This is a genomic window from Rhizobium sp. CF142 (assembly GCF_000281145.1).
Classification (GTDB): Bacteria; Pseudomonadota; Alphaproteobacteria; order Rhizobiales; family Rhizobiaceae; genus Rhizobium.
Window position 1 is genome coordinate 265,177 of record NZ_AJWE01000114.1, and the last position, 19,502, is coordinate 284,678.

A 19,502-nucleotide genomic window follows, 5' to 3' on the forward strand; every position below is an offset into this window, starting at 1 on the left:
AGAAAAGGCGAAAAGCCTAGAAAGGTGGACCCAGTATGTCCTTTTTCACGAAAAAATTTCTCGCGTCTGCAATGGTTGGCTCATTGCTCGCATTTTCGGCCCACGCGGCCACGCTGAATATCCATAATGGTGGCGACCCCACCTCGCTGGATCCGCAAAAACTCTCCGGCGACTGGGAGAACCGTATTGCCGGCGACATCTTCGAAGGCCTCGTCACCGAAGACGCCAAGGACAACCCGGTTCCCGGCCAGGCCGAAAGCTGGACCATTTCCCCCGATGGCAAGGTCTACACTTTCAAGCTCCGTGATGGCATCAAGTGGTCCGATGGCCAACCGGTAACGGCCGGCGACTTCGTCTTCGCCTTCCAGCGCCTCATCGACCCGAAGAATGCGGCCGACTACGCCTATCTGCAGTTCACCATCAAGAACGCGGAAAAGATCAACAAGGGCGAGATCACCGATCTGAACGAGCTTGGCGTCAAGGCAATCGACGACAAGACGCTCGAGATCACCCTTGAAAACCCGACCCCCTATTTCATCAACGCCCTGATGCACTACACGGCCTATCCGCTGCCGAAGCATGTCGTCGAGGCCAAGGGTCAGGACTGGGTCAAGATCGGCAACATCGTCACCAACGGTCCGTACAAGCCGGTCGAGTGGGTCCCCGGTTCGCACGTCACGACCGTCAAGAACGACCAGTATTACGGCGCCAAGGATATCAAGATCGACGGCGCGAAGTTCTTCGTGCTTGAAGACCAGGAAGCCGCGCTGAAGCGCTACCGCGCCGGCGAATTCGACATCCTCACCGACTTCCCGACCGACCAGTACGAGTGGATGAAGAAGAACCTGCCGGGCCAGGCGCATGTCGCCCCCTTCTCCGGCCTCTACTACTACGTCATCAACTCGACCAAGCCGCCCTTCAACGACAAGCGCGTCCGCCAGGCTCTCTCTATGGCGATCAACCGCGAAGTCATCGGCCCGCAGATCCTCGGTACCGGCGAACTGCCGGCTTACTCCTGGGTTCCGCCGGGCACGGCAAATTACGGCGAACCGGCCTACGTTTCCTGGAAGGACCTTCCTTACAAGGACAAGGTTGAAGAAGCCAAGAAGCTGCTGAAGGAAGCCGGCTTCGGCCCGGATCATCCGCTGACCACCGAGCTTAAGTACAACACCAACGACAACCACAAGCGTATCGCCGTCGCGATCGCCTCCATGTGGAAGCCGCTGGGCGTGAATGTCGAGCTCGTCAACGCTGAGACGAAGGTCCACTACGACCAGCTGCAGCGTGGTGAAGTGCAGATCGGCCGCGCCGGTTGGCTCGCCGACTACAACGATCCGGACAACTTCCTGAACCTGCTCGTCACGGGCGTTCAGATGAACTACGGCCGCTGGTCGAATGCCGACTATGACAAGCTGATCAAGGACGGCAACGCTCAGACCGATCTGACGAAGCGCGCCGAGATCTTCAAGAAGGCCGAACAGCTCGCGCTGGACGATTCCGCCGCACTGCCGATCTATTACTACGTCTCCAAGAACGTCGTCTCGCCCAAGATCGAGGGCTTCGTCGACAACGTTCAGGACATCCACCGCACGCGCTGGCTGTCCATCAAGGAATAAGGATGAAAGGCTCTTCCCGGTCTGACCAGGAAGAGCCGCTCCACGACCATGATCAAATACGCTCTCCGTCGATTGCTGTCGACGATCCCCGTCCTGTGGATCGCCGTCACAGCCTGCTTTTTTGTTTTGCGCCTTGCCCCCGGCGGCCCCTTCGATGGCGAAAGGCCATTGCCGCCGGTGATCCTGAAAAACCTCGCGATCCACTACAATCTGGATAAGCCGCTCGTTCAGCAGTACCTGATCTATGTCGGCGACCTGTTGAAAGGCGACCTCGGCCCCTCCTTCGCGAGCGAGGACTTCACCGTCGCCCAGCAGATCATGATCGGTCTGCCCTACACCTTCACCATCGGTACGGCTGCCTTCCTGATCGCCATCATCGTCGGCGTGGCCGTCGGCTGTCTTGGGGCGCTCTATCAGAACAAGGCACCGGATTATATTCTGAGTGCCCTCATTCTGGTGGGTGTCGTTCTTCCGAACTTCCTGATCGCGCCCATCATGCAGCTGATCTTCGGCATTCACCTCGCCTGGTTTCCGGTCGGCGGTTGGGGTGACGGTTCGATCAAATATCTCGTCCTGCCGATTGTCGTTCTGTCTCTGCCGCATGCCGGCCGCATCTCGCGCATCACCCGTGGTTCGATGATCGAGGTGATGAACCAGAACTTCATCCGCACCGCCAAGGCCAAGGGCATCGGCCCGCGCCTCACGGTCATGCGCCACGCGCTGAAACCCGCCATGATGCCGGTCGTCTCCTATCTCGGCCCAGCGGCAAGCTATCTTCTCACTGGCTCGCTGGTTGTCGAGAGCATCTTCGGATTGCCCGGCATCGGCCGCTATTTCGTCAACGCAGCGCTGAACCGCGATTACGGCATGGTTCTCGGTACGGTCATCTTCTACATGGTGCTGATCGTGTTCCTGAACCTTCTGGTCGACATCGCCTATGCCTGGCTGGACCCGAAAGTGAGAAACAGATGATCCTCAATCCCGCAAAAAGAGAGCTGCTCGCAGCCGAGTTGCTGGAAGCGGAAGGCCTGGCTCCGGAAGGCCGCTCGCTGACGAAGGACGCGCTGCGCCGTCTCTCCCGCAACAAGGCGGCCGTCATCTCGATCGGCGTGCTGGTGCTGCTGATCCTCGCTGCCTTCCTCGGCCCGAACTTCATCCCCTTCAACTATGAAGACCCTGATTGGGCCGCCTTCCGCACCCCGCCTTCCTTCGAAAGCGGCCACTATTTCGGCACCGACCCGAACGGCCGCGACCTGCTCGCCCGCGTGCTCTATGGCACGCGCGTTTCACTGGCCGTGGCGCTGACGGCAACCCTCGTCTCCGTCGTCATCGGCGTGCTCTACGGTGCGGTCTCCGGCTATATTGGCGGCAGGCTGGACTCCATCATGATGCGCTTCGTCGACATCATGTATGCACTTCCCTACATCCTCTTCGTCATCCTGCTGATGGTCATCTTCGGCCGCAACGTCTACCTGCTCTTTGCAGCGATCGGCGCGCTCGAATGGCTGACCATGGCCCGCATCGTGCGCGGCCAGACCCTGTCGCTCAAGCACCGCGAATTCGTGGAAGCGGCCCGCGCCTCGGGCCAGAAACCCTTCAAGATCATCACCAAGCACATCATCCCGAACCTCGTCGGCCCCGTCGTCATCTTCGCGGCGCTGACCGTGCCTGAGATCATCGCGACCGAGAGCTTTCTTTCCTATCTCGGTTTCGGCGTTCAGGAACCGCTGACCTCGCTCGGCACCCTGATTGCCGAAGGCACCGACGCCATGGAAAGCATGCCCTGGCTGCTGATTTTCCCGGCAAGCTTCCTCGTGGCCCTGCTGCTGAGCCTGCTCTTCATCGGCGACGGCCTGCGCGATGCGTTCGACCCGAAGGATCGATAGGATGACCCCAGAAAAACAGAACGATACCCTTCTCGAACTGAAGGACTACTCGATCACCTTCGAAACGCCCGAGGGACAGGTGAAGGCGGTCTCCAACATGAACCTCACGGTTCGCCGGGGCGAGCGCATCGCCATCGTCGGTGAATCGGGTTCCGGCAAGAGCCAGACCTTCCTCGGCATCATGGGCCTGCTCGCAAAGAACGGTAAGACGACCGGCCAGGCTTTGCTCGAAGGCAAGGATGTGTTGGCGCTCAAACCGCGCGAACTCGATCATGTCCGCGGCAAGGACATGGCCATGGTCTTCCAGGATCCGATGACGGCCCTGAATCCGTCCCTCAGGATTTCCCGGCAACTAACGGAACAGCTTGAGATCCATCGCGGCTTCACCGCCAAGGCGGCATCCGCAGCGGCGCTCGATATGCTGAAGCGTGTTGGCATTCCTGATCCGACACGCCGTTTCAACCTCTATCCGCACGAGCTTTCGGGTGGCATGCGCCAGCGCATCGTCATTGCCATGGCGCTGCTCACCAAGCCGAAACTGCTGATCGCCGACGAGCCGACCACCGCGCTCGACGTGACCATCCAGGCCCAGATACTCGATCTCTTCAATGATCTGACGGCCGAGATGAACACGGCGCTTCTGATGATCACCCACGACCTCGGCGTCGTGGCGGGTCTCGCAGACAGGGTTGCCGTCATGTATGCCGGCCGCATCGTCGAGGAAGCCCCGGTCGACGAGCTCTTCGAAAACCCGGCCCACCCCTATACGGCCGCACTCCATGCTTCGATCCCGCGCCCGGACCAGGATGTCGACGACCTCGTCGTCATCCCCGGCCGCCCGCCGAACCTGCAGCACCTGCCGAAGGGCTGCAATTTCTCGCCGCGCTGTTCGCAGGTTCAGGACGATTGCATCGACCGCCCGCCGCAGCTTCAACAGCAGGGGGCAAATCATTGCGCCGCCTGTTTCCATCCCTTCCCCCGCCGCGAGGAGTTGCTGATCCATGGCTGAACGCTCGCTTCTGAGGGTCGAGAACCTGACGACCCAGTTCGAGATCCCCTCGAAATCCTTCTTCAAGCCGCCGCTGATGCTGACGGCCGTCAACAATGTCAGCTTCGATCTTGCCGAAGGCCGCACACTCGGCATTGTCGGCGAATCCGGCTGCGGCAAGTCGACGCTCGGCCGCTCCATCCTGCGTCTTCTGAAGGCACAGAAGGGCCGCATCCTCTGGCAGGGCCGCAACCTGCTCGATCTGACGGATGAGGAAATGCGTGCCGCACGCCGCGACATGCAGATCATCTTCCAGGACCCGATCGCCTCGCTCGACCCGCGCATGACGGTCGGCGATATCATTGCCGAGCCGCTCACCGTCTTCGAGCCAAAGCTGACGAGGTCTCAGCGTCTTGAGCGCGTGCGCGAAATCATGACAGCCGTCGGTCTGGTGCCGGAAATGATCAACCGCTATCCGCACGAATTTTCGGGCGGTCAGGCGCAACGTATCGGCATTGCCCGCGCTGTCGTCACCCGGCCGAAGCTCATCATCTGCGACGAGCCGGTCTCCGCTCTCGACGTGTCGATCCAGGGCCAGGTCATCACCCTGCTTCGCAAGCTGCGCAAGGAGTTCGGCCTGACGCTGATCTTCATCAGCCACGACCTCTCGGTTGTACGTCTGATCTCGGATGATGTGCTGGTGCTCTATCTTGGCAAGGTCGTCGAAGCCGGTGATTGCGCGACGGTCTTCGAACACCCGGCCCATCCCTACACGCAGGCGCTCTTCTCAGCGGCTCCGATCCCGGATCCCAAACTTGCGCGCCTGCGCAGCCGCATCCGCCTGCAGGGAGACCCGCCCTCGCCGCTCAATCCACCGAAAGGCTGCGTCTTCTCGCCGCGCTGCTGGAAGGCGACGGCTGTCTGTCGCACCGAAATGCCGCCGACGGAAATGATCCGTCCCGGCCAGACAGCCGCCTGCTATCACATGGACCGGCCTTAAAGCATGTCGCGCAAAACCGTGCAGCGGTTTTGCGATAACGACATGCGTAAAACAAAGACCTAAAGCGTCGTAAGCGAATCCTAGAGAGCGCGACACGCTTTAGTCTCTCTTCCTCCATCTCCCTGCATCGGGGCGATGGACTTTCCGCTCCATGCGGCTTGTCTCATCTCAGCACTTCGCGTATCCGCAAGAGCAGAAAAAATCCGGGAGGATGGCTTGAGCGGACGGTTTCTGTCGATCGGCGAATGCATGGTGGAACTCTCGCAAGCGGGTGAAGGCCTGCTTCGCAAAGGCTTTGCCGGCGATACTTTCAACACCGCATGGTATGCTCGCGCTTGCCTGCCTCCCGCCTGGTCGGTCGATTATTTCACCGCGCTCGGCGATGATCCGATGTCCGACGAAATGGTCGCCTTCATGGGCAAGGCCGGCATCGGCACAGACCTCATCCATCGCATCAAGGGTAAGACGCCCGGCCTCTACATGATCAATCTCAGGAACGGCGAACGCTCCTTCAGCTACTGGCGCGACAGTTCTGCCGCCCGCAGCCTTGCCGCCGATCCTGACCGCCTGCGCGAGGCGGTGGAAAGTGCTGACGTCGTCTACTTCTCCGGCATCACGCTCGCCATCCTCTCCCATGACGACGCAGAGACGCTGCTGGCGGAAATCCGCCGCGCCAAGGCAATCGGCAAGTTCGTCGTCTTCGATCCGAACATCCGTCCCCGCCTCTGGTCGAGCTACGACGTGATGCACACGACGATCAGCGAAGGCGGCCGTGCCTCCTCGCTGGTCATGCCGAGTTTCGATGACGAGGCTGCCCATTTCGGAGACGCCTCCATTGACGCCACCATTGAGCGCTATCTTGCTCTTGGCGCCTCGCATGTCGTCGTCAAGAACGGCGCCGAAGGTGCAACGCTGAGCTTCGCCAACGAGAAAGCTTACGTGCCGGCGGAAAAGGTCAAAAAGGTCGTCGACACGACGAGCGCCGGCGACAGTTTCAACGGCGCATTTCTTGCTCATTATCTGGAGAACCGGGACGCCCCGGCAGCCGCTCGCTTCGGGGCTAAAATCGCCGCCCGCGTGGTCAGCGAGCATGGCGCACTCGTGCCGAAGGAAAAGCTCGGCCTCTGATATCGTGATGAAGCCTGCGCATGTCGCTTATCGCGCGGCCACGCGCAGGCTCGCCCCCGCCAAAGCGGTCATTCATCATCGATCGTCGGATCAGGAATTGGGTTTCTTGCCGTCGGTGCGAACGGCTTCGTCGTGATACCAGCAGCTGTCGAGCGCAGCGTCACACACATCAGCGGCCTCCCGCTCCATCATGCGAAAGCGCTCGAAGCGGTTCTGGGCCTGAACGGCCTTGACGGGAAACTGGTAGATCGTCGCGGATTCACGATGGAAACCGATTGCCATGAGATAGCCTTTCTTCAGCTCGGCCTATCAACATTCACGGTCTGTATAGTAGCACAATGCACATAGTTTATGCAAATTGCACAAAATAACAGCAATGTTGCAATTATAAACGATCGATGCAGCATTTCCTGATTAAGCTTGCGCTGATTTGTTTAAAACTTCATCCGTCATGCTCAACGCCGGAATTTTCATCTGGTTCCAACGCGGAAAATGCTCATCTCTAAGCGGGATAGCCATATACCGGCTCCACTCAGCCCCCTGCCAGTCCGCTCCGAAATTGCGATGGCGGGATGATTCGTAAATTTTTTATGTCGGCTGCCCGATCTGGCACGCTACGTGCTTCACAAGAGACATCCCCTGGCGGGAGAGCGCACCCTTGCGTCTACTGCCTCAGGATTTGCTCAAGTTCGCAGCAGAGAGAGTCGCGATGACAAAGTATAAGCTCGAGTACATTTGGCTCGATGGGTACACCCCGGTACCGAACCTGCGTGGCAAGACGCAGATCAAGGAATTCGATAGTTTCCCGACGCTCGAACAGCTCCCGCTCTGGGGCTTCGATGGTTCGTCGACGATGCAGGCCGAAGGCCGCAGCTCTGACTGCGTGCTGAAGCCCGTCGCCCTCTATCCCGATCCGGCCCGCACGAACGGCGTGCTCGTCATGTGCGAAGTCATGATGCCGGATGGCGTGACCCCGCATGCAAGCAACGCCCGTGCGACCATCCTCGATGACGAAGATGCCTGGTTCGGCTTCGAGCAGGAATATTTCTTCTACGAAAACGGCCGTCCGCTCGGCTTCCCGGAGAGCGGCTACCCGGCTCCGCAGGGTCCTTACTACACCGGCGTCGGCTACTCGAACGTCGGTTCGGTTGCTCGCGAAATCGTCGAAGAGCATCTCGACCTCTGCCTCGCTGCCGGCATCAACCACGAAGGCATCAACGCCGAAGTGGCCAAGGGCCAGTGGGAATTCCAGATTTTCGGCAAGGGCTCCAAGAAGGCCGCCGACCAGATCTGGATGGCGCGCTACCTCCTGCAGCGCCTGACCGAAAAATACGGCATCGACATCGAGTATCACTGCAAGCCGCTCGGCGACACCGACTGGAACGGTTCGGGCATGCATTGCAACTTCTCGACCAAGTTCATGCGCGAAGTCGGCGGCAAGGCCTATTTCGAAGCGCTGATGGCGCAGTTCGACAAGAACCTGATGGACCACATCAACGTCTACGGCCCAGACAACGACAAGCGTCTGACCGGCAAGCACGAGACGGCTCCGTGGAACAAGTTCTCCTACGGTGTTGCTGACCGTGGCGCCTCGATCCGCGTTCCGCACTCCTTCGTCAAGAACGACTACAAGGGCTACCTCGAAGATCGCCGCCCGAACTCCCAAGGCGACCCCTACCAGATCGCTTCGCAGGTTCTGAAGACGATCTCAGAAGTCCCGACTTCCGGCTCCGCTTCGGCTGCAGCCTAAGTTTTACTGCGGCGCCGACCTCCCCGTCGGCGCCGTTCCTTTTAAGGCGCAAACGCCTTTCGGCCATTCATCGCCGACATAATTGCTGGCCCCTACCGCCGCAAGTTCCTGTAAATACTCGTACAGGGCTGTAATATTTCCATCATGCACTTCCGCCAAAATAAGAACGCGGGAATCGCCATTCCGGAAACCCCGCCAGGGGTTGTGCGTTGCCAGAACTAAGCGACGCTGATGGAAATGGAAGCATGCTGCAACGTCCGTCAAATTCATATAGCGGCGAAAGCTGGGCTAGTGCCGCAGCCGCTGGGGCCGTGCCAGAGCGGCTAGTGATCGTGACTGATGCCTGGCATCCGCAGGTCAATGGCGTCGTCCGCTCAATCGAGAACACCAATCGCGAACTGGCCAGGATGGGCGTCGAAGTCTCGATGGTGACCCCCGAGCGTTTCGCCAGCATCCCCTGCCCCACCTACCCCGAGATCCGCCTGTCGATCGCATGGTACCGCCGCGTCGCCCGCGAGATCGAAAAGCACAATCCTTCCTACGTCCACATCGCGACGGAAGGGCCGCTCGGTCTGTCGGCGCGGCGCTGGTGCATCCGCAAGCGCATGCCCTTTTCCACCAGCTACCACACCCGCTTTCCCGAATATGTGTCGGCTCGCCTGCCGATCCCTCAGAGCTGGCTCTACGCCTTCGTACGCTGGTTCCATAATGGTGGCGCCGGCTGCATGGTGGCGACGCCTAGCCTTGCCCGCGAATTGTCTGCCAAGGGCCTTAAGAACCTGATGCCGTGGAGCCGCGGCATCGATGCCACGCAATTTCATCCGATGCCGCTGGAGGAAAAGCCCTTCGGCCTTCCCCGGCCGATTTTCATGACAGTCGGCCGCGTGGCGCTGGAAAAGAACCTGCCGGCCTTCCTGGATCTCGATCTGCCCGGTTCGAAAGTGGTGGTCGGCGACGGCCCCGCACGCGCCGAACTCGAAGAACGCTATCCGGATGTGCATTTCACCGGCGTGAAATTCGGCGAAGAACTGGCAAAGGCCTATGCGCAGGCCGATGTCTTCGTTTTCCCGTCGCTGACGGATACGTTCGGCAACACTATTCTGGAAGCGCTTGCATCAGGCGTCCCGGTCGCAGCCTATCCCGTCACCGGCCCGCTGGATATCATCGGTGAGGAAAGCCTTGTCGGCGCGCTGGACGAGAACCTGCAGACCGCATGCCTTGCAGCCCTCTCCGGCTCGCGGGAGAAGGCACGCGAGCTTGCCATGCAATATTCCTGGGAAGCGGCGACGCTGCAATTCATCAACAATATCCGCGCCGCCAACGGCGTTATCACGCCGAAATGGAAGAAGGCTTGGCAATATGCCACCAAATCCCTTCCAAGAAGAAAGCCCGGCGAACCTGCCGGGCCTCTTCCATCCGCTGATTGACCCTTACTTGTGAAGGGCAGCCCGCAGCGTATCGTTGGCGACGGAGATGGCGCCACGGACGGCCGGCGTTTCGGCAATCGCATTCAAGAGCACGAAATCGTGGATCGTGCCGTTGTAGCGGATCGACGTGACCTTCACGCCGGCCTGAGTGAGCTTGCGGCCATAGGCTTCGCCTTCATCGCGCAGCACGTCGTTTTCATCGGTGATGATGAGCGCCGGCGGCAGGCCATTCAGCTGCTCGAGTGACGCCTGCAGCGGCGAAGCGGTCGGATCCTTGCGCTTGGCTTCGTCAGGCAGGTAGGCGTTCCAGAACCACTTCATGGCCTCCCTGGTCAGCCACGGGCCATTGGCGAACTGATTGTAGGAACCGGTGTCGAAATTAGCGTCGGTGACGGGGTAGAACAGCACCTGCTGGTCGATAGCAGGACCGCCACGTTCCTTGGCAAGCAGCGTCACGACAGCCGCCATATTGCCGCCGACGCTATCACCGGCAACGGCAAGACGGCTTGCATCTACGTGGAATTCCTTGGCATGATCGGCGACGTATTTCGTGGCGGCATAAGCCTGTTCGATGGCGATCGGGTAACGCGCTTCCGGCGAACGATCATAGTCGACAAAGACGACAGCGGCTTTCGCGCCATTGGCAATTTCGCGCACCAGCCTGTCATGTGTATCGGCATCGCCGAGCACCCAGCCACCGCCGTGGAAGTACAGGATGACAGGCAGCGTGCCCTTGGCGCCTTCAGGGCGGACGATGCGCAGCTTGACGCTGCCGGTCGGGCCGACCTTGATCACCTTATCCTCTTCCTGGGCCGCCAGCTTCTTCACGTCGCCCTTCTGGGCGCCGGCGAGAATGTTGCGGGCATCGGCGGGCGAGAACGTGTAGATCGGCTTGGAGCCGGCCAGGCTATCGATGAATTTCTGCGTTGTCGGTTCCAGTACCGGATCGGCAAACGCCCCAATGGCGGAAGCTGCCAGGATTGCCGCTGCGGAAACTGCGGTCTTGATCGTCGACATTGTCGTGTCCTCTTCGGGTTTGTTGCGTTCGTCCTGAACACAGCTTTTATATCGCACACGATTTTTTATCGTACGATTATAATTCTTGCATATCTGCCATGCACTAAAAGCGGCTACGATTATTTATCGCACGATATAAAGTTCGGTAGTTTTGGAGATTGAGCCATGTCGGATCAGCTGAAACTCGACACCTTCATCTGCTTTGCCGTCTATACGGCAAGCCACGCCTTCAACCGTGTCTATAAGCCTCTGCTCGACAAACTCGGCCTCACCTACCCGCAATATCTGGCGATGGTCTGCCTCTGGGAGGAAGACGGCCAGACCGTCGGCGGCCTCGGTGAAAAGCTCTTCCTGGAATCGAGCACGCTGACCCCTCTCCTCAAGCGGCTGGAAACAGCAGGCTACATCCGCCGCGAACGCAGCAGAGAGGACGAGCGTGTCGTCGTGCTGCACCTGACGGAAGAAGGCAAACGGCTGAAGGAAAAGGCTGAGACCGTACCGGGCTGCATCATCGACGCAAGCGGCCGCGACACGGATCAGCTCGTCAGGCTACAGGCGGAGATCGTCGCGCTGCGGGAAGCACTGAATAAGAGCGCGTCTTGAGGGCTACCGGCGCGTCCGGCAGACCCACTCTGGCCCAAGCGGCAAGGCGACAACAAGAAGCGGCTAGGTCCGCCTCTTCTTGCCCTCAAACGGATTGTCTGGCGACCGGTAATGGATCCGGATCGGTACGCTCGGCATATCGAAATCCGCCCGCAACCCGTTGATCAGATAGCGCGTATAGGATTCCGGCAGAGCGTCGGAGCGGGTACAGGACACCATGAAGGCCGGCGGGCGCGCCTTTACCTGAGTCATATATTTGAGCTTGATACGGCGGCCGGAAACGGCCGGTGGCGGGTGCTGGACCTGCTGCTGCTCCAGCCAGCGATTGAGCTTGGCAGTGGAGATGCGCTTGTTCCAGACACGGTCCGTATCGATGATCGACTGCATGAGCTTGTCGAGCCCCCAGCCTGTCTGGCCGGAGATCGGCACCGCGCGGATGCCGCGCGCCTGCGGCAGCAGCCGGTCAGTCTTTTCGCGCAGGTCAGCAAGCACGGCCTGACGATCCTCGATCATATCCCACTTGTTGAAAGCGAGCACAGCCGCACGGCCTTCGCGCAGCACGAGGTCGACGATGTGAAGATCCTGCTTTTCGAAGGGAATCGTCGCGTCGAAGACGATGACGACGGTCTCGGCAAAGCGGATGGCGCGCAACCCATCGGCAACGGAAAGCTTTTCCAGCTTCTCGATCACCTTGGCCTTGCGGCGCATGCCGGCCGTATCGAACATCTTGATGGTACGTCCGCGCCAATCCCATTCCACAGAGATGGAATCGCGGGTGATGCCGGCTTCCGGCCCTGTCAGTAGCCGGTCTTCGCCGAGGAAGCGATTGATCAGGGTCGACTTGCCGGCATTCGGACGACCGACAATTGCCACGCGCAGCGGCTTGGTCTCGTCATAGGCGGGCTCTTCGTCTTCTTCGCCCTCTTCACCGGTCGGCTGCGGCAGATCGACATCGGTGACGGCAACATCTTCTTTCGACGGATAAGCGACATCCTCGCCGAGTGCGGCAACGATGGCGTCGCGCAGATCGAGCATGCCCTGCCCATGTTCGGCCGAAATCGGCACGGGTTCGCCAAGCCCCAGCGAATAGGCATCGTAGAAACCGCTGTCGGAACCGCGCGCCTCAGACTTGTTGGCAACCAGCACGACCGGCTTGCCGCGACGGCGCAGCATCTCGCCGAGCGCCGTATCGACTGGCGTCAGCCCGGTTTTGGCATCGACGACGAAGAGCGATAGATCGGCCTCGTCGATTGCCGTTTCCGTCTGCTGGCGCATGCGGCCCTGCAGGCTCTCATCCGTCATCTCTTCAAGGCCTGCAGTATCGACAATTGTAAAACGCAGGTCGATAAGCCGCGCTTCACCCGGACGGCGGTCGCGGGTCACGCCGGGCGTGTCATCGACAAGCGCAAGCTTCTTCCCGACCAGCCGGTTGAAAAGCGTCGACTTACCGACATTCGGGCGTCCGACGATGGCGACCGTAAAACTCATTATTTTCCCTTAAGCTCAGCCCTGCGCGGCGGGCGCCTTGCCGGATGCGGTGATGAGATCAAGCATCATATGGGCACGATTGGCAACACCACGCGGGCTGTCCACATCGTCGACGATCGACTGGAACCACTGACGCGCCTGCGCCATGTTGCCGGCTTTGTAGGCGGCAAGACCAAGCGCCTCGCGTGCCGAATGGCGGAAGGCGTTGCCCGGCACGGCCATTTCCTCGACGGCGGCAGAAACCTGCTCGTAAGTGCCGTTTTCGATCAGCAGCCAGCCGGCCCGCATCTTGGCGGCATCCTGCACGGCAGCCGGAACGGATTTATCCTTGGCGATGGTCTGGAAGGACGCGATCGCGCCGGCATTGTCGCCCTTCTGCGACTGAACGGTCGCAGCACGCATGCGCGCCAGAACCGGGTAAGCGCCGTGGCCTTCCTTCTCCAGCTTGTCGAGTGCGGCCAGCGCCTCGTCAGTCTTGTTCTCGTCGGCAAGCTTCATCGCCGCCAGGAATTGGTCGCCGGCGCCGGAGGAACGGGTATTGTCCCAATATTCGTAAGCGACCTTGCCGATGGTTCCGAGCACGATGAGAACGGCAATGGCAACGATATAGCGGCCAAACCGGCGCACCGCGCCCTTCATCTGGTCGGAACGCAGTTCCTCATTGACTTCACGAATGAAGCTATCGTCGTTGAATGCCATTCTCGTCTCCGGCCGCGGATACCCATATACAATGCAAAACGCACATTGTCGGGCCTTCTACTCCATTTTGCGGCCGTTGTAAGGGGGATATCGCAGAATCGTCACGAAGCAAGCATCGGTAGCGGCGCTACACCGATCAGCCATTCGTGAACGCGCCAGATCATCAGCGCCCAGACGACCACGCCGATGATGACGGCATAGATGTCATATTTGGCCGAAACGAAGACCGGCAGCGTGATCTCGCCGCGGCGCTGGCGCCGCTTCAGCGAAATGCGCACCACCACGCCCCAGGCAAGGAATGCAGCAAAGAGCAGCACCGAATAGGCCTCGCCATTCGACAGGAGATGGGCAAGCGCCCAGATCTTCACCGACAGAACGATCGGATGTTTCGTCTTCGTCTTGATATAACCGGCTGGCAGGAAACCGGCGACGAAACAGATCACTGCAATCAACATCAGGGTGACGGTGAGATGCGCCATACCCATGGGTGGATTGTAAAGCATCCCGATCGGCTCGCTACGGGCGACGCCAAAGGCATAGATCACGAAGATCAGCGTCAGAATGCTGGCAATCGAGTGGAAGGCGATCCAGGCGGGCTTGCCCACCCTGTCAATCATCGCCTGCCGGAAGCCCGGAACGACGACGCGGATCAGATGCAGGCCGAGGAAGAGAATGAGGCTGAGGACGAGCAGAGCCATGATGATCTGGTTTTCCTATTTTGACGGTCAGCAATGAATTACCGGCACAAGATGAAAAATGCCAGCAAGACCGCAGCTTCGCCGCATTTCTGTAACAGGAAAACCGCAATGCAAATTGTCGCGGTGCCCATGTTTCGTTCTATTTTTTCTGCGTCCCTCGCTCTCTCCCTGATTTTTCCTGCTGTTGCGGACGCCGCCGACAAGCCGAGACAGCTTGTCATCATTTCCTTTGACGGCGCACACGACAATGCGCTCTGGCAGAAGAGCCGCGAGATGGCGGCGAAGAACGGCGCACATTTCACCTATTTCCTCTCCTGCACCTTTCTGATGAATCAGGACGCGAAGCAGGCTTACCAGGCCCCTCATCAGAAACGCGGAAAATCCAATGTCGGCTTCGCACAGAGCGACGACGAAATCCGTGAACGCCTCGGCAATATCTGGCACGCTCACCTCGAGGGCCATGATATTTCCAGCCATGCCTGTGGCCATTTCGACGGCCGACAATGGAGCGAAGCGGACTGGTCAGCCGAATATGCGACTTTCAAGACCACGCTGAGGAACGCCTGGAAAAGCGTCGGCCTAGACGAACCGGCCGGCTGGCAGGATCTCGTCGATCACGGCATCAGGGGGTTTCGCGCCCCGTACCTTTCGACCGGCGGCGGCGCGGACATGATCGCAGCCGAGAAGAAGGCCGGCTTTACCTATGACGCAAGCCTCGTCACCAGGGGGCCGGCCATGCCCGTCGAGGAAGACGGCATCATACGCTTTGGCCTACCGCTCATCCCTGAAGGCCCGGGCGAAAAGCCGATCATCGGCATGGATTACAATCTCTTCGTTCGCCACTCCAAGGGCGAGGAAGATGCAGCAGACACCGCCACTTTCGAAGAGCGTGCCTATGCCGCCTTTAAGGAAGCCTTCGACAAGCAATATGCCGGCAGCCGCATTCCCCTGCAGCTCGGCTTCCACTTCGTGGAAATGAACGGCGGCGCCTACTGGCGCGCGCTCGACAGGCTGGTCAGCGACGTCTGCCACAGATCAGATGTTGCCTGCGTCAGCTATTCCGAAGCGATCCCCATGATCGAGGCGCGCGGCAAGCTGCAGCAGACATCCGGGTTGTAAGGCGCACTTACCGCTTAAAACTGTTGGATATCAAAAAAACCTGCACCTATTGATTGCATCGGGCCTGCGCTTCGATAAGCATTACCTCATGAATGCGCTGCAAGCATGGGAGGTAACGTCATGACGTTTTTTGAGAACCCGGAGTGCCTGGCTGATAAAGACGAATTTCCCGCCTGCGAAACTGGCTTTTTCACTTGGGATATCGTTGCGAACCTCCTCTATGGCGACGGAGCGGTCGCTGAAATGTTCGGGCTTGATTCCGCGGAAACGGCAAGCGGCCTTCCACTCGAAGCCTATGTCGCCCGTATCCATCCGGAGGATCAGCCGGCCGCCGCCAAGATCATCCACGATACGATCCTGACGCAGGAGCCGGAGCAACAGAGCTACCGCGTACGTCGCGCCAACGGCGCATTCCATCAGGTCATGGCATTCGGGCGGTGCTTCCGCGACAAGAACGGCATTCCGTCTCTTTACGGCGGCATTGTCTTTCCCCTTCCCGAGGAAGCGCCGGTGGCTACACCGCTGCTCGACCATTGCCTGGCGGCCTACGATATTGCCATCAGGGAAGGCAACATGGCCGTCGCCGACCATATTCTGGAGGCATTGATGGATATGGACCGGAAAAATACGGGCTGTACGCGCCCAAACTGACGATCCTCGTCAGGTCCCAAAAAAGAAAGGGCCACCGCATGGGTGGCCCTTATTCTTGTGGTCAGCCGTCGACGTGGACGACGCCGGCCTCGCGCTCCAGGTAGCGCTGGTCGATATCAGGTAGCGGCTCGTTGTCGATTGCCGCCTCGAAGGCTTTGAGACGCTTGTGGATGGAGAGCAGTTCGATGATCGTCGACCAGGAGTTCACCAGGTATTGGAAAGAATTGCTGACCTGGCCGAAAGCGGTCGCGATCTGTTGGAAGATGCCGTATGTGATGGCGCCGGCGACAAGGGTGGGTGCCATGAAGAAGTAGACGAAAAGATTGTCCGCCTGCAGATAAAACGAGCGGGCAACATTGAAATACATGTAGTGAAAATAGAGCGTGAAATAGTTTTTCCGCACCCTTGAGAACAGTTCCTGAACCGTCGGCGGCTGCGCCCGGTCCGCATGATCCTCGCCATAGACCAGTTCCTTGCGGTAGGCGGCCTCAACGCGCTGGTTCTTGAAGTTCAGACCAGGCAGCTTGATACCCGCGGCAGCAAGGAGAACGGTACCGAAGGCCGACCAGAAGATAGCCAGCCAGAAGAGAGAGTTCGGCACTTCCCCCAGAAACGGCAGGGACGTTACGTAATGTGATAGCGCCAGCATAATCGGCAGGAAGACGACCAGCGTCATCACTGAATTGATCAGGTTGATGCCGAGACCTTCCAGCGTGGTGGAAAAACGCATCGTGTCTTCCTGCACACGCTGCGATGCGCCTTCGATATGACGAAGCTTTTCCCAATTCGCCATGTAGAAATTGTTCATCGCGGTTCGCCAGCGGAAGATGTAATGGCTGGTGAAAAAGTCGGTCATGATCGATACGAACATGGCGAGGAAGGCGATCTGTGCAAAGATCAGAAACAGATCATAGAAGTTCTCGACGGTAATACCCGGCTTCTTCGCCAGCGCATTTTGCAGCAGATCACCGAACGGCCGGCGCCAGTTATTGATAACAACCGAAATCTGAACGCTGAAATAGGTGACGAAGATGATAAGCGCCGAGCCCCAGATGGACCAAATCTTCCACGGATGGCTGAGCGCCTTCAGATGCCACACGCCGCAGAAGATCAGCGCGGCCAGGAAGAAATACCCATAAAACCAGATATTTTCCGGCAGCAGGAAGAACGAGAGATCGATCGGCTGCTGCTCTTCAGGAACCGGCGCAAAACCGAGGGAAGCACCAAGACCGGCGGCGAAGAAATACCAGCCGAAAATTGCGGCCAGCGTCCAGACTACGAGCGAAGTAAAGAACGCCTTTGGCTGGGGAAAGAAGGAATGGAACACGGGAGGATTTGCTTTCCTGAACTGGAGTCACGGAAGAGTGGCGAACCACTGATTGCCCGGAAATTAAGGCAGTTCGAAGAAAGCGGCAATGGGTTCAGCCCATTGTTACGCACTTGTAACCACTTAAGGGATTTTCTTCATCACAGGCATGACGAGTAGTGCGCAGAAAACCAGCACAATGGCAGCAATAATGGTCGGCAGTACGAAGTTTCCGGTTGCCTCGGCGATCCATCCAGCAACGACTGGGCCGATAATCTGGCCGACACCGAAAGCCGCCGTCATCAGCGCCAGGATGCGGCGTGGGCTTTCGGGTGAGAGCCGGCGGCCGATCTGCAATCCATAAGCGGTGATGGCAAGGAAAGTGGCGCCGAACAGCGCGCCGCCGATCAATGGTGCCACCGAATGCGGCAGCTCGACCGTTGCGAGCACGCCTAGAGCCTCGATGATGAGCGCCGCAACATAGACACCGCCAAGACCGAGCAAGCGCACGAAAGGTTTCCAGATAAACAGCGCGACCGTCGCCATCAGCCCCGCTATGAACCAGCAGAGGAACTCGACGATCGGCCCGGACGCGCTCGCGCGGGCGATGGCGACGAGGAACGTGGCAGTAATGACATAGCCGAAGCCGAACAAGCCATAGGACAGCGTCAGCAGCACCATCGGCCGGCTCCAGATCAGCGCCGGCTCCTTCACCTGCCCATTGTGCACCGGTGCCTTCGGCAGCATTGCCCAGACGATAACAAGGCTGACCAGGCAGAAGAGCGCTCCTCCGATCCAGTCCGCCCGCCAGCCGCCGGCCGCATCGTCTAAGACATAGCCGAGCGCAAGCACCATGACGGATGAAATCGCAATCCCCGCCCCCGGCCCGCCAAAATGCGTCGCCTGAACGTGATCATTGCCTGCAGCAGCGCCGTGACTCAGCACGATTGCCGAACAGAAGACCAGCGTGAAGGCGCTCGCCACGCCCGCCAGGAAGCGGATGACGGCAAAGAGCAAGACTGAATCCGTCGCCGCCATGGCGGCCAGCAGGGTTGCGGTCGCGAGCAGCGAGAGAAGCGCCACCAGCCGCTCGCGCCCCGCCGCCCAGCCATAGGCGGCAAGAACGGCGCCGACGAGATAACCGACGAAATTGGCGGAAGCGATGAAGCCCGCATCGGCGGCCGAAAGCGGCACGCCGACCATCATGCCGGGCAGGATCGGCGTGAAGGAAAAACGCCCGAAACCCATGGCCGCCGCCATGGCGACGGCGCCTGCAAGCGCTGTGGTGAGGAGATTGACCTGATGGTCGTTATTCGGAGCCAACATGGCCCGTTTATCGCGCTGCAACATGGGTGTCACAAGTGAGTAATTCTGATGCGTGCTTCAATTTCGCGAACAGATTTTTCGCGCCGCCTCTTGAACGACATATCTTACGATATATGTTTAAGACATAGTGAGTGATACATCAGATATAAAGGAGCATGTCATGAGAGGTTTTCGAGGTGGTTTCGTCGGTGAGGCGATGCGCATGGGAATGGGCCGCAGGTTTTCCGCAGGCGAATTGCAGACGATCCTGCTGGCGCTTCTGGAAGAACGTCCCAGCCACGGCTATGAGCTGATCAAGACGCTGGAAGAGCGCTCCGGCGGCTTTTACGTGCCGAGCCCAGGCGTCATCTATCCGGCACTGACCTATCTGGAAGAAACCGGACTGGCCGAAGTCGAAAACGACGGCGCAAAGAAGCTCTACAAGATCACCGAAGCCGGCCGCCAGAAGGTGGAAGATAACCGCGCCGCGATCGACGAGACGCTTGCCAAGCTGGAACGCATTGCCGAGGGCATGGCCTTCGTCAACCGCATGTTCGACCCAGACCAGCCGCAGGGTGGCCATGGCAGAGGTGGCGGTGGCCGCAGCCAGCACCGTCGCGATCATGAGGACGATGAGTTCGGCCGCGACCACAGCAACGTCCATGCCGCACGCCAGCTGCTGCGCTCAGCGCTGCGCATGCGCCATCCCTGGTCGGCAAGCGAAGCCGTCAGGATATCAGGCATATTGGAGCGCGCTGCCATGGAGATCCTGCAGGGCGGCAAGAGCGACCCGCAGCAGGACTAACCTTACCTGACGAGGA

The 19,502-nt window shown here is 59.5% G+C and carries 19 protein-coding genes; 12 read left to right on the forward strand and 7 right to left on the reverse strand.

Going from position 1 to position 19,502, the window contains the following annotated elements:
• Nucleotides 1-35 precede the first annotated feature (35 nt).
• The 6 genes from PMI11_RS29150 (at nt 36) to PMI11_RS29175 (ending at nt 6,618) form a co-directional block, all read left to right on the forward strand.
• A complete protein-coding gene (locus tag PMI11_RS29150) occupies nt 36-1,616 on the forward strand; it encodes a peptide ABC transporter substrate-binding protein (protein WP_007824541.1) in 1,581 nt (526 codons plus the stop codon).
• Nucleotides 1,617-1,664: 48 nt separating this feature from the next.
• Nucleotides 1,665-2,588 (forward strand): ABC transporter permease subunit, encoded by a 924-nt coding sequence (locus tag PMI11_RS29155; protein ID WP_007824542.1) that lies wholly within the window; start codon nt 1,665-1,667, stop codon nt 2,586-2,588.
• The gene (locus PMI11_RS29160) at nt 2,585-3,502 is read left to right on the forward strand and encodes an ABC transporter permease (protein WP_007824543.1); all 918 of its coding nucleotides are present in this window, start codon (nt 2,585-2,587) and stop codon (nt 3,500-3,502) included. Before PMI11_RS29155 ends, PMI11_RS29160 begins: the two co-directional genes overlap by 4 nt.
• Nucleotide 3,503: 1 nt before the next feature.
• Nucleotides 3,504-4,511: an ABC transporter ATP-binding protein gene (locus tag PMI11_RS29165; RefSeq protein ID WP_007824544.1), complete on the forward strand. Its 1,008-nt coding sequence runs from the start codon at nt 3,504-3,506 to the stop codon at nt 4,509-4,511.
• Nucleotides 4,504-5,490, forward strand: a complete 987-nt coding sequence (locus tag PMI11_RS29170) for an ABC transporter ATP-binding protein (protein ID WP_007824545.1) — start codon at nt 4,504-4,506, stop codon at nt 5,488-5,490. The genes PMI11_RS29165 and PMI11_RS29170 overlap by 8 nt, the downstream gene beginning before the upstream one ends.
• Nucleotides 5,491-5,706: 216 nt before the next feature.
• The gene (locus tag PMI11_RS29175) at nt 5,707-6,618 is read left to right on the forward strand and encodes a sugar kinase (RefSeq protein WP_007824546.1); all 912 of its coding nucleotides are present in this window, start codon (nt 5,707-5,709) and stop codon (nt 6,616-6,618) included.
• 90 nt (nt 6,619-6,708) lie between these two features.
• On the opposite strand, the gene PMI11_RS29180 is transcribed toward PMI11_RS29175, so the two are convergent.
• Entirely contained in the window at nt 6,709-6,900 is a 192-nt protein-coding gene (locus tag PMI11_RS29180; protein WP_007824547.1) for a DUF2735 domain-containing protein, read from the reverse strand.
• Between the two features lie 427 nt (nt 6,901-7,327).
• On the opposite strand from PMI11_RS29180, the gene PMI11_RS29185 reads away from it, so the two are divergent.
• Nucleotides 7,328-8,368 (forward strand): glutamine synthetase beta-grasp domain-containing protein, encoded by a 1,041-nt coding sequence (locus PMI11_RS29185; RefSeq protein ID WP_007824548.1) that lies wholly within the window; start codon nt 7,328-7,330, stop codon nt 8,366-8,368.
• Between the two features lie 245 nt (nt 8,369-8,613).
• A complete protein-coding gene (locus PMI11_RS29190; RefSeq protein ID WP_007824549.1) occupies nt 8,614-9,795 on the forward strand; it encodes a glycosyltransferase family 4 protein in 1,182 nt (393 codons plus the stop codon).
• A gap of 3 nt (nt 9,796-9,798) precedes the next feature.
• Here the strand turns inward: PMI11_RS29190 and PMI11_RS29195 are convergent, their stop codons facing one another.
• Nucleotides 9,799-10,812, reverse strand: a complete 1,014-nt coding sequence (locus tag PMI11_RS29195; protein WP_007824550.1) for an alpha/beta hydrolase — start codon at nt 10,810-10,812, stop codon at nt 9,799-9,801.
• Nucleotides 10,813-10,977: 165 nt separating this feature from the next.
• Between PMI11_RS29195 and PMI11_RS29200 the strand changes: the two genes are divergently transcribed.
• Nucleotides 10,978-11,415, forward strand: a complete 438-nt coding sequence (locus tag PMI11_RS29200; protein ID WP_007824552.1) for a MarR family winged helix-turn-helix transcriptional regulator — start codon at nt 10,978-10,980, stop codon at nt 11,413-11,415.
• Between the two features lie 63 nt (nt 11,416-11,478).
• Here PMI11_RS29200 and der read toward each other — a convergent pair whose 3' ends face one another.
• The 3 genes from der to PMI11_RS29215 all read right to left on the reverse strand — a co-directional run bounded on the left by der (nt 11,479) and on the right by PMI11_RS29215 (nt 14,300).
• A complete protein-coding gene (gene der / locus PMI11_RS29205; RefSeq protein ID WP_007824554.1) occupies nt 11,479-12,903 on the reverse strand; it encodes a ribosome biogenesis GTPase Der in 1,425 nt (474 codons plus the stop codon).
• Between the two features lie 15 nt (nt 12,904-12,918).
• The gene (locus tag PMI11_RS29210; protein WP_007824556.1) at nt 12,919-13,602 is read right to left on the reverse strand and encodes a tetratricopeptide repeat protein; all 684 of its coding nucleotides are present in this window, start codon (nt 13,600-13,602) and stop codon (nt 12,919-12,921) included.
• A gap of 101 nt (nt 13,603-13,703) precedes the next feature.
• Complete coding sequence (locus PMI11_RS29215) at nt 13,704-14,300, reverse strand: NnrU family protein (RefSeq protein ID WP_007824558.1); 597 nt, start codon at nt 14,298-14,300, stop codon at nt 13,704-13,706.
• Between the two features lie 129 nt (nt 14,301-14,429).
• Between PMI11_RS29215 and PMI11_RS29220 the strand changes: the two genes are divergently transcribed.
• The gene (locus tag PMI11_RS29220; protein ID WP_037072443.1) at nt 14,430-15,419 is read left to right on the forward strand and encodes a polysaccharide deacetylase; all 990 of its coding nucleotides are present in this window, start codon (nt 14,430-14,432) and stop codon (nt 15,417-15,419) included.
• Nucleotides 15,420-15,539: 120 nt separating this feature from the next.
• Nucleotides 15,540-16,070 (forward strand): PAS domain-containing protein, encoded by a 531-nt coding sequence (locus PMI11_RS29225; protein ID WP_007824561.1) that lies wholly within the window; start codon nt 15,540-15,542, stop codon nt 16,068-16,070.
• 61 nt (nt 16,071-16,131) lie between these two features.
• Here the strand turns inward: PMI11_RS29225 and sbmA are convergent, their stop codons facing one another.
• Nucleotides 16,132-17,397 (reverse strand): peptide antibiotic transporter SbmA, encoded by a 1,266-nt coding sequence (gene sbmA / locus PMI11_RS29230; protein ID WP_007824563.1) that lies wholly within the window; start codon nt 17,395-17,397, stop codon nt 16,132-16,134.
• A 123-nt stretch (nt 17,398-17,520) separates the two neighbouring features.
• Nucleotides 17,521-18,726, reverse strand: coding sequence for a YbfB/YjiJ family MFS transporter (locus PMI11_RS29235; RefSeq protein WP_007824565.1), 1,206 nt, complete (start codon nt 18,724-18,726; stop codon nt 17,521-17,523).
• A gap of 136 nt (nt 18,727-18,862) precedes the next feature.
• On the opposite strand from PMI11_RS29235, the gene PMI11_RS29240 reads away from it, so the two are divergent.
• The gene (locus PMI11_RS29240) at nt 18,863-19,486 is read left to right on the forward strand and encodes a PadR family transcriptional regulator (protein ID WP_007824575.1); all 624 of its coding nucleotides are present in this window, start codon (nt 18,863-18,865) and stop codon (nt 19,484-19,486) included.
• Nucleotides 19,487-19,502 lie beyond the last annotated feature (16 nt).

Excerpts from the sequence above, each read along its gene's own strand:
- PMI11_RS29150 (WP_007824541.1), top strand. The coding sequence starts at position 36 with ATGTCCTTTTTCACGAAAAAATTTCTCGCGTCTGCAATGGTTGGCTCA.
- PMI11_RS29155 (WP_007824542.1), top strand. The coding sequence starts at position 1,665 with ATGATCAAATACGCTCTCCGTCGATTGCTGTCGACGATCCCCGTCCTG.
- PMI11_RS29160 (WP_007824543.1), top strand. The coding sequence starts at position 2,585 with ATGATCCTCAATCCCGCAAAAAGAGAGCTGCTCGCAGCCGAGTTGCTG.
- PMI11_RS29165 (WP_007824544.1), top strand. The coding sequence starts at position 3,504 with ATGACCCCAGAAAAACAGAACGATACCCTTCTCGAACTGAAGGACTAC.
- PMI11_RS29170 (WP_007824545.1), top strand. The coding sequence starts at position 4,504 with ATGGCTGAACGCTCGCTTCTGAGGGTCGAGAACCTGACGACCCAGTTC.
- PMI11_RS29180 (WP_007824547.1), bottom strand. The coding sequence starts at position 6,900 with ATGGCAATCGGTTTCCATCGTGAATCCGCGACGATCTACCAGTTTCCC.
- PMI11_RS29185 (WP_007824548.1), top strand. The coding sequence starts at position 7,328 with ATGACAAAGTATAAGCTCGAGTACATTTGGCTCGATGGGTACACCCCG.
- PMI11_RS29190 (WP_007824549.1), top strand. The coding sequence starts at position 8,614 with ATGCTGCAACGTCCGTCAAATTCATATAGCGGCGAAAGCTGGGCTAGT.
- PMI11_RS29195 (WP_007824550.1), bottom strand. The coding sequence starts at position 10,812 with ATGTCGACGATCAAGACCGCAGTTTCCGCAGCGGCAATCCTGGCAGCT.
- PMI11_RS29200 (WP_007824552.1), top strand. The coding sequence starts at position 10,978 with ATGTCGGATCAGCTGAAACTCGACACCTTCATCTGCTTTGCCGTCTAT.
- der (WP_007824554.1), bottom strand. The coding sequence starts at position 12,903 with ATGAGTTTTACGGTCGCCATCGTCGGACGCCCGAATGTCGGTAAGTCG.
- PMI11_RS29210 (WP_007824556.1), bottom strand. The coding sequence starts at position 13,602 with ATGGCATTCAACGACGATAGCTTCATTCGTGAAGTCAATGAGGAACTG.
- PMI11_RS29215 (WP_007824558.1), bottom strand. The coding sequence starts at position 14,300 with ATGGCTCTGCTCGTCCTCAGCCTCATTCTCTTCCTCGGCCTGCATCTG.
- PMI11_RS29220 (WP_037072443.1), top strand. The coding sequence starts at position 14,430 with ATGTTTCGTTCTATTTTTTCTGCGTCCCTCGCTCTCTCCCTGATTTTT.
- PMI11_RS29225 (WP_007824561.1), top strand. The coding sequence starts at position 15,540 with ATGACGTTTTTTGAGAACCCGGAGTGCCTGGCTGATAAAGACGAATTT.
- PMI11_RS29235 (WP_007824565.1), bottom strand. The coding sequence starts at position 18,726 with ATGTTGCAGCGCGATAAACGGGCCATGTTGGCTCCGAATAACGACCAT.
- PMI11_RS29240 (WP_007824575.1), top strand. The coding sequence starts at position 18,863 with ATGAGAGGTTTTCGAGGTGGTTTCGTCGGTGAGGCGATGCGCATGGGA.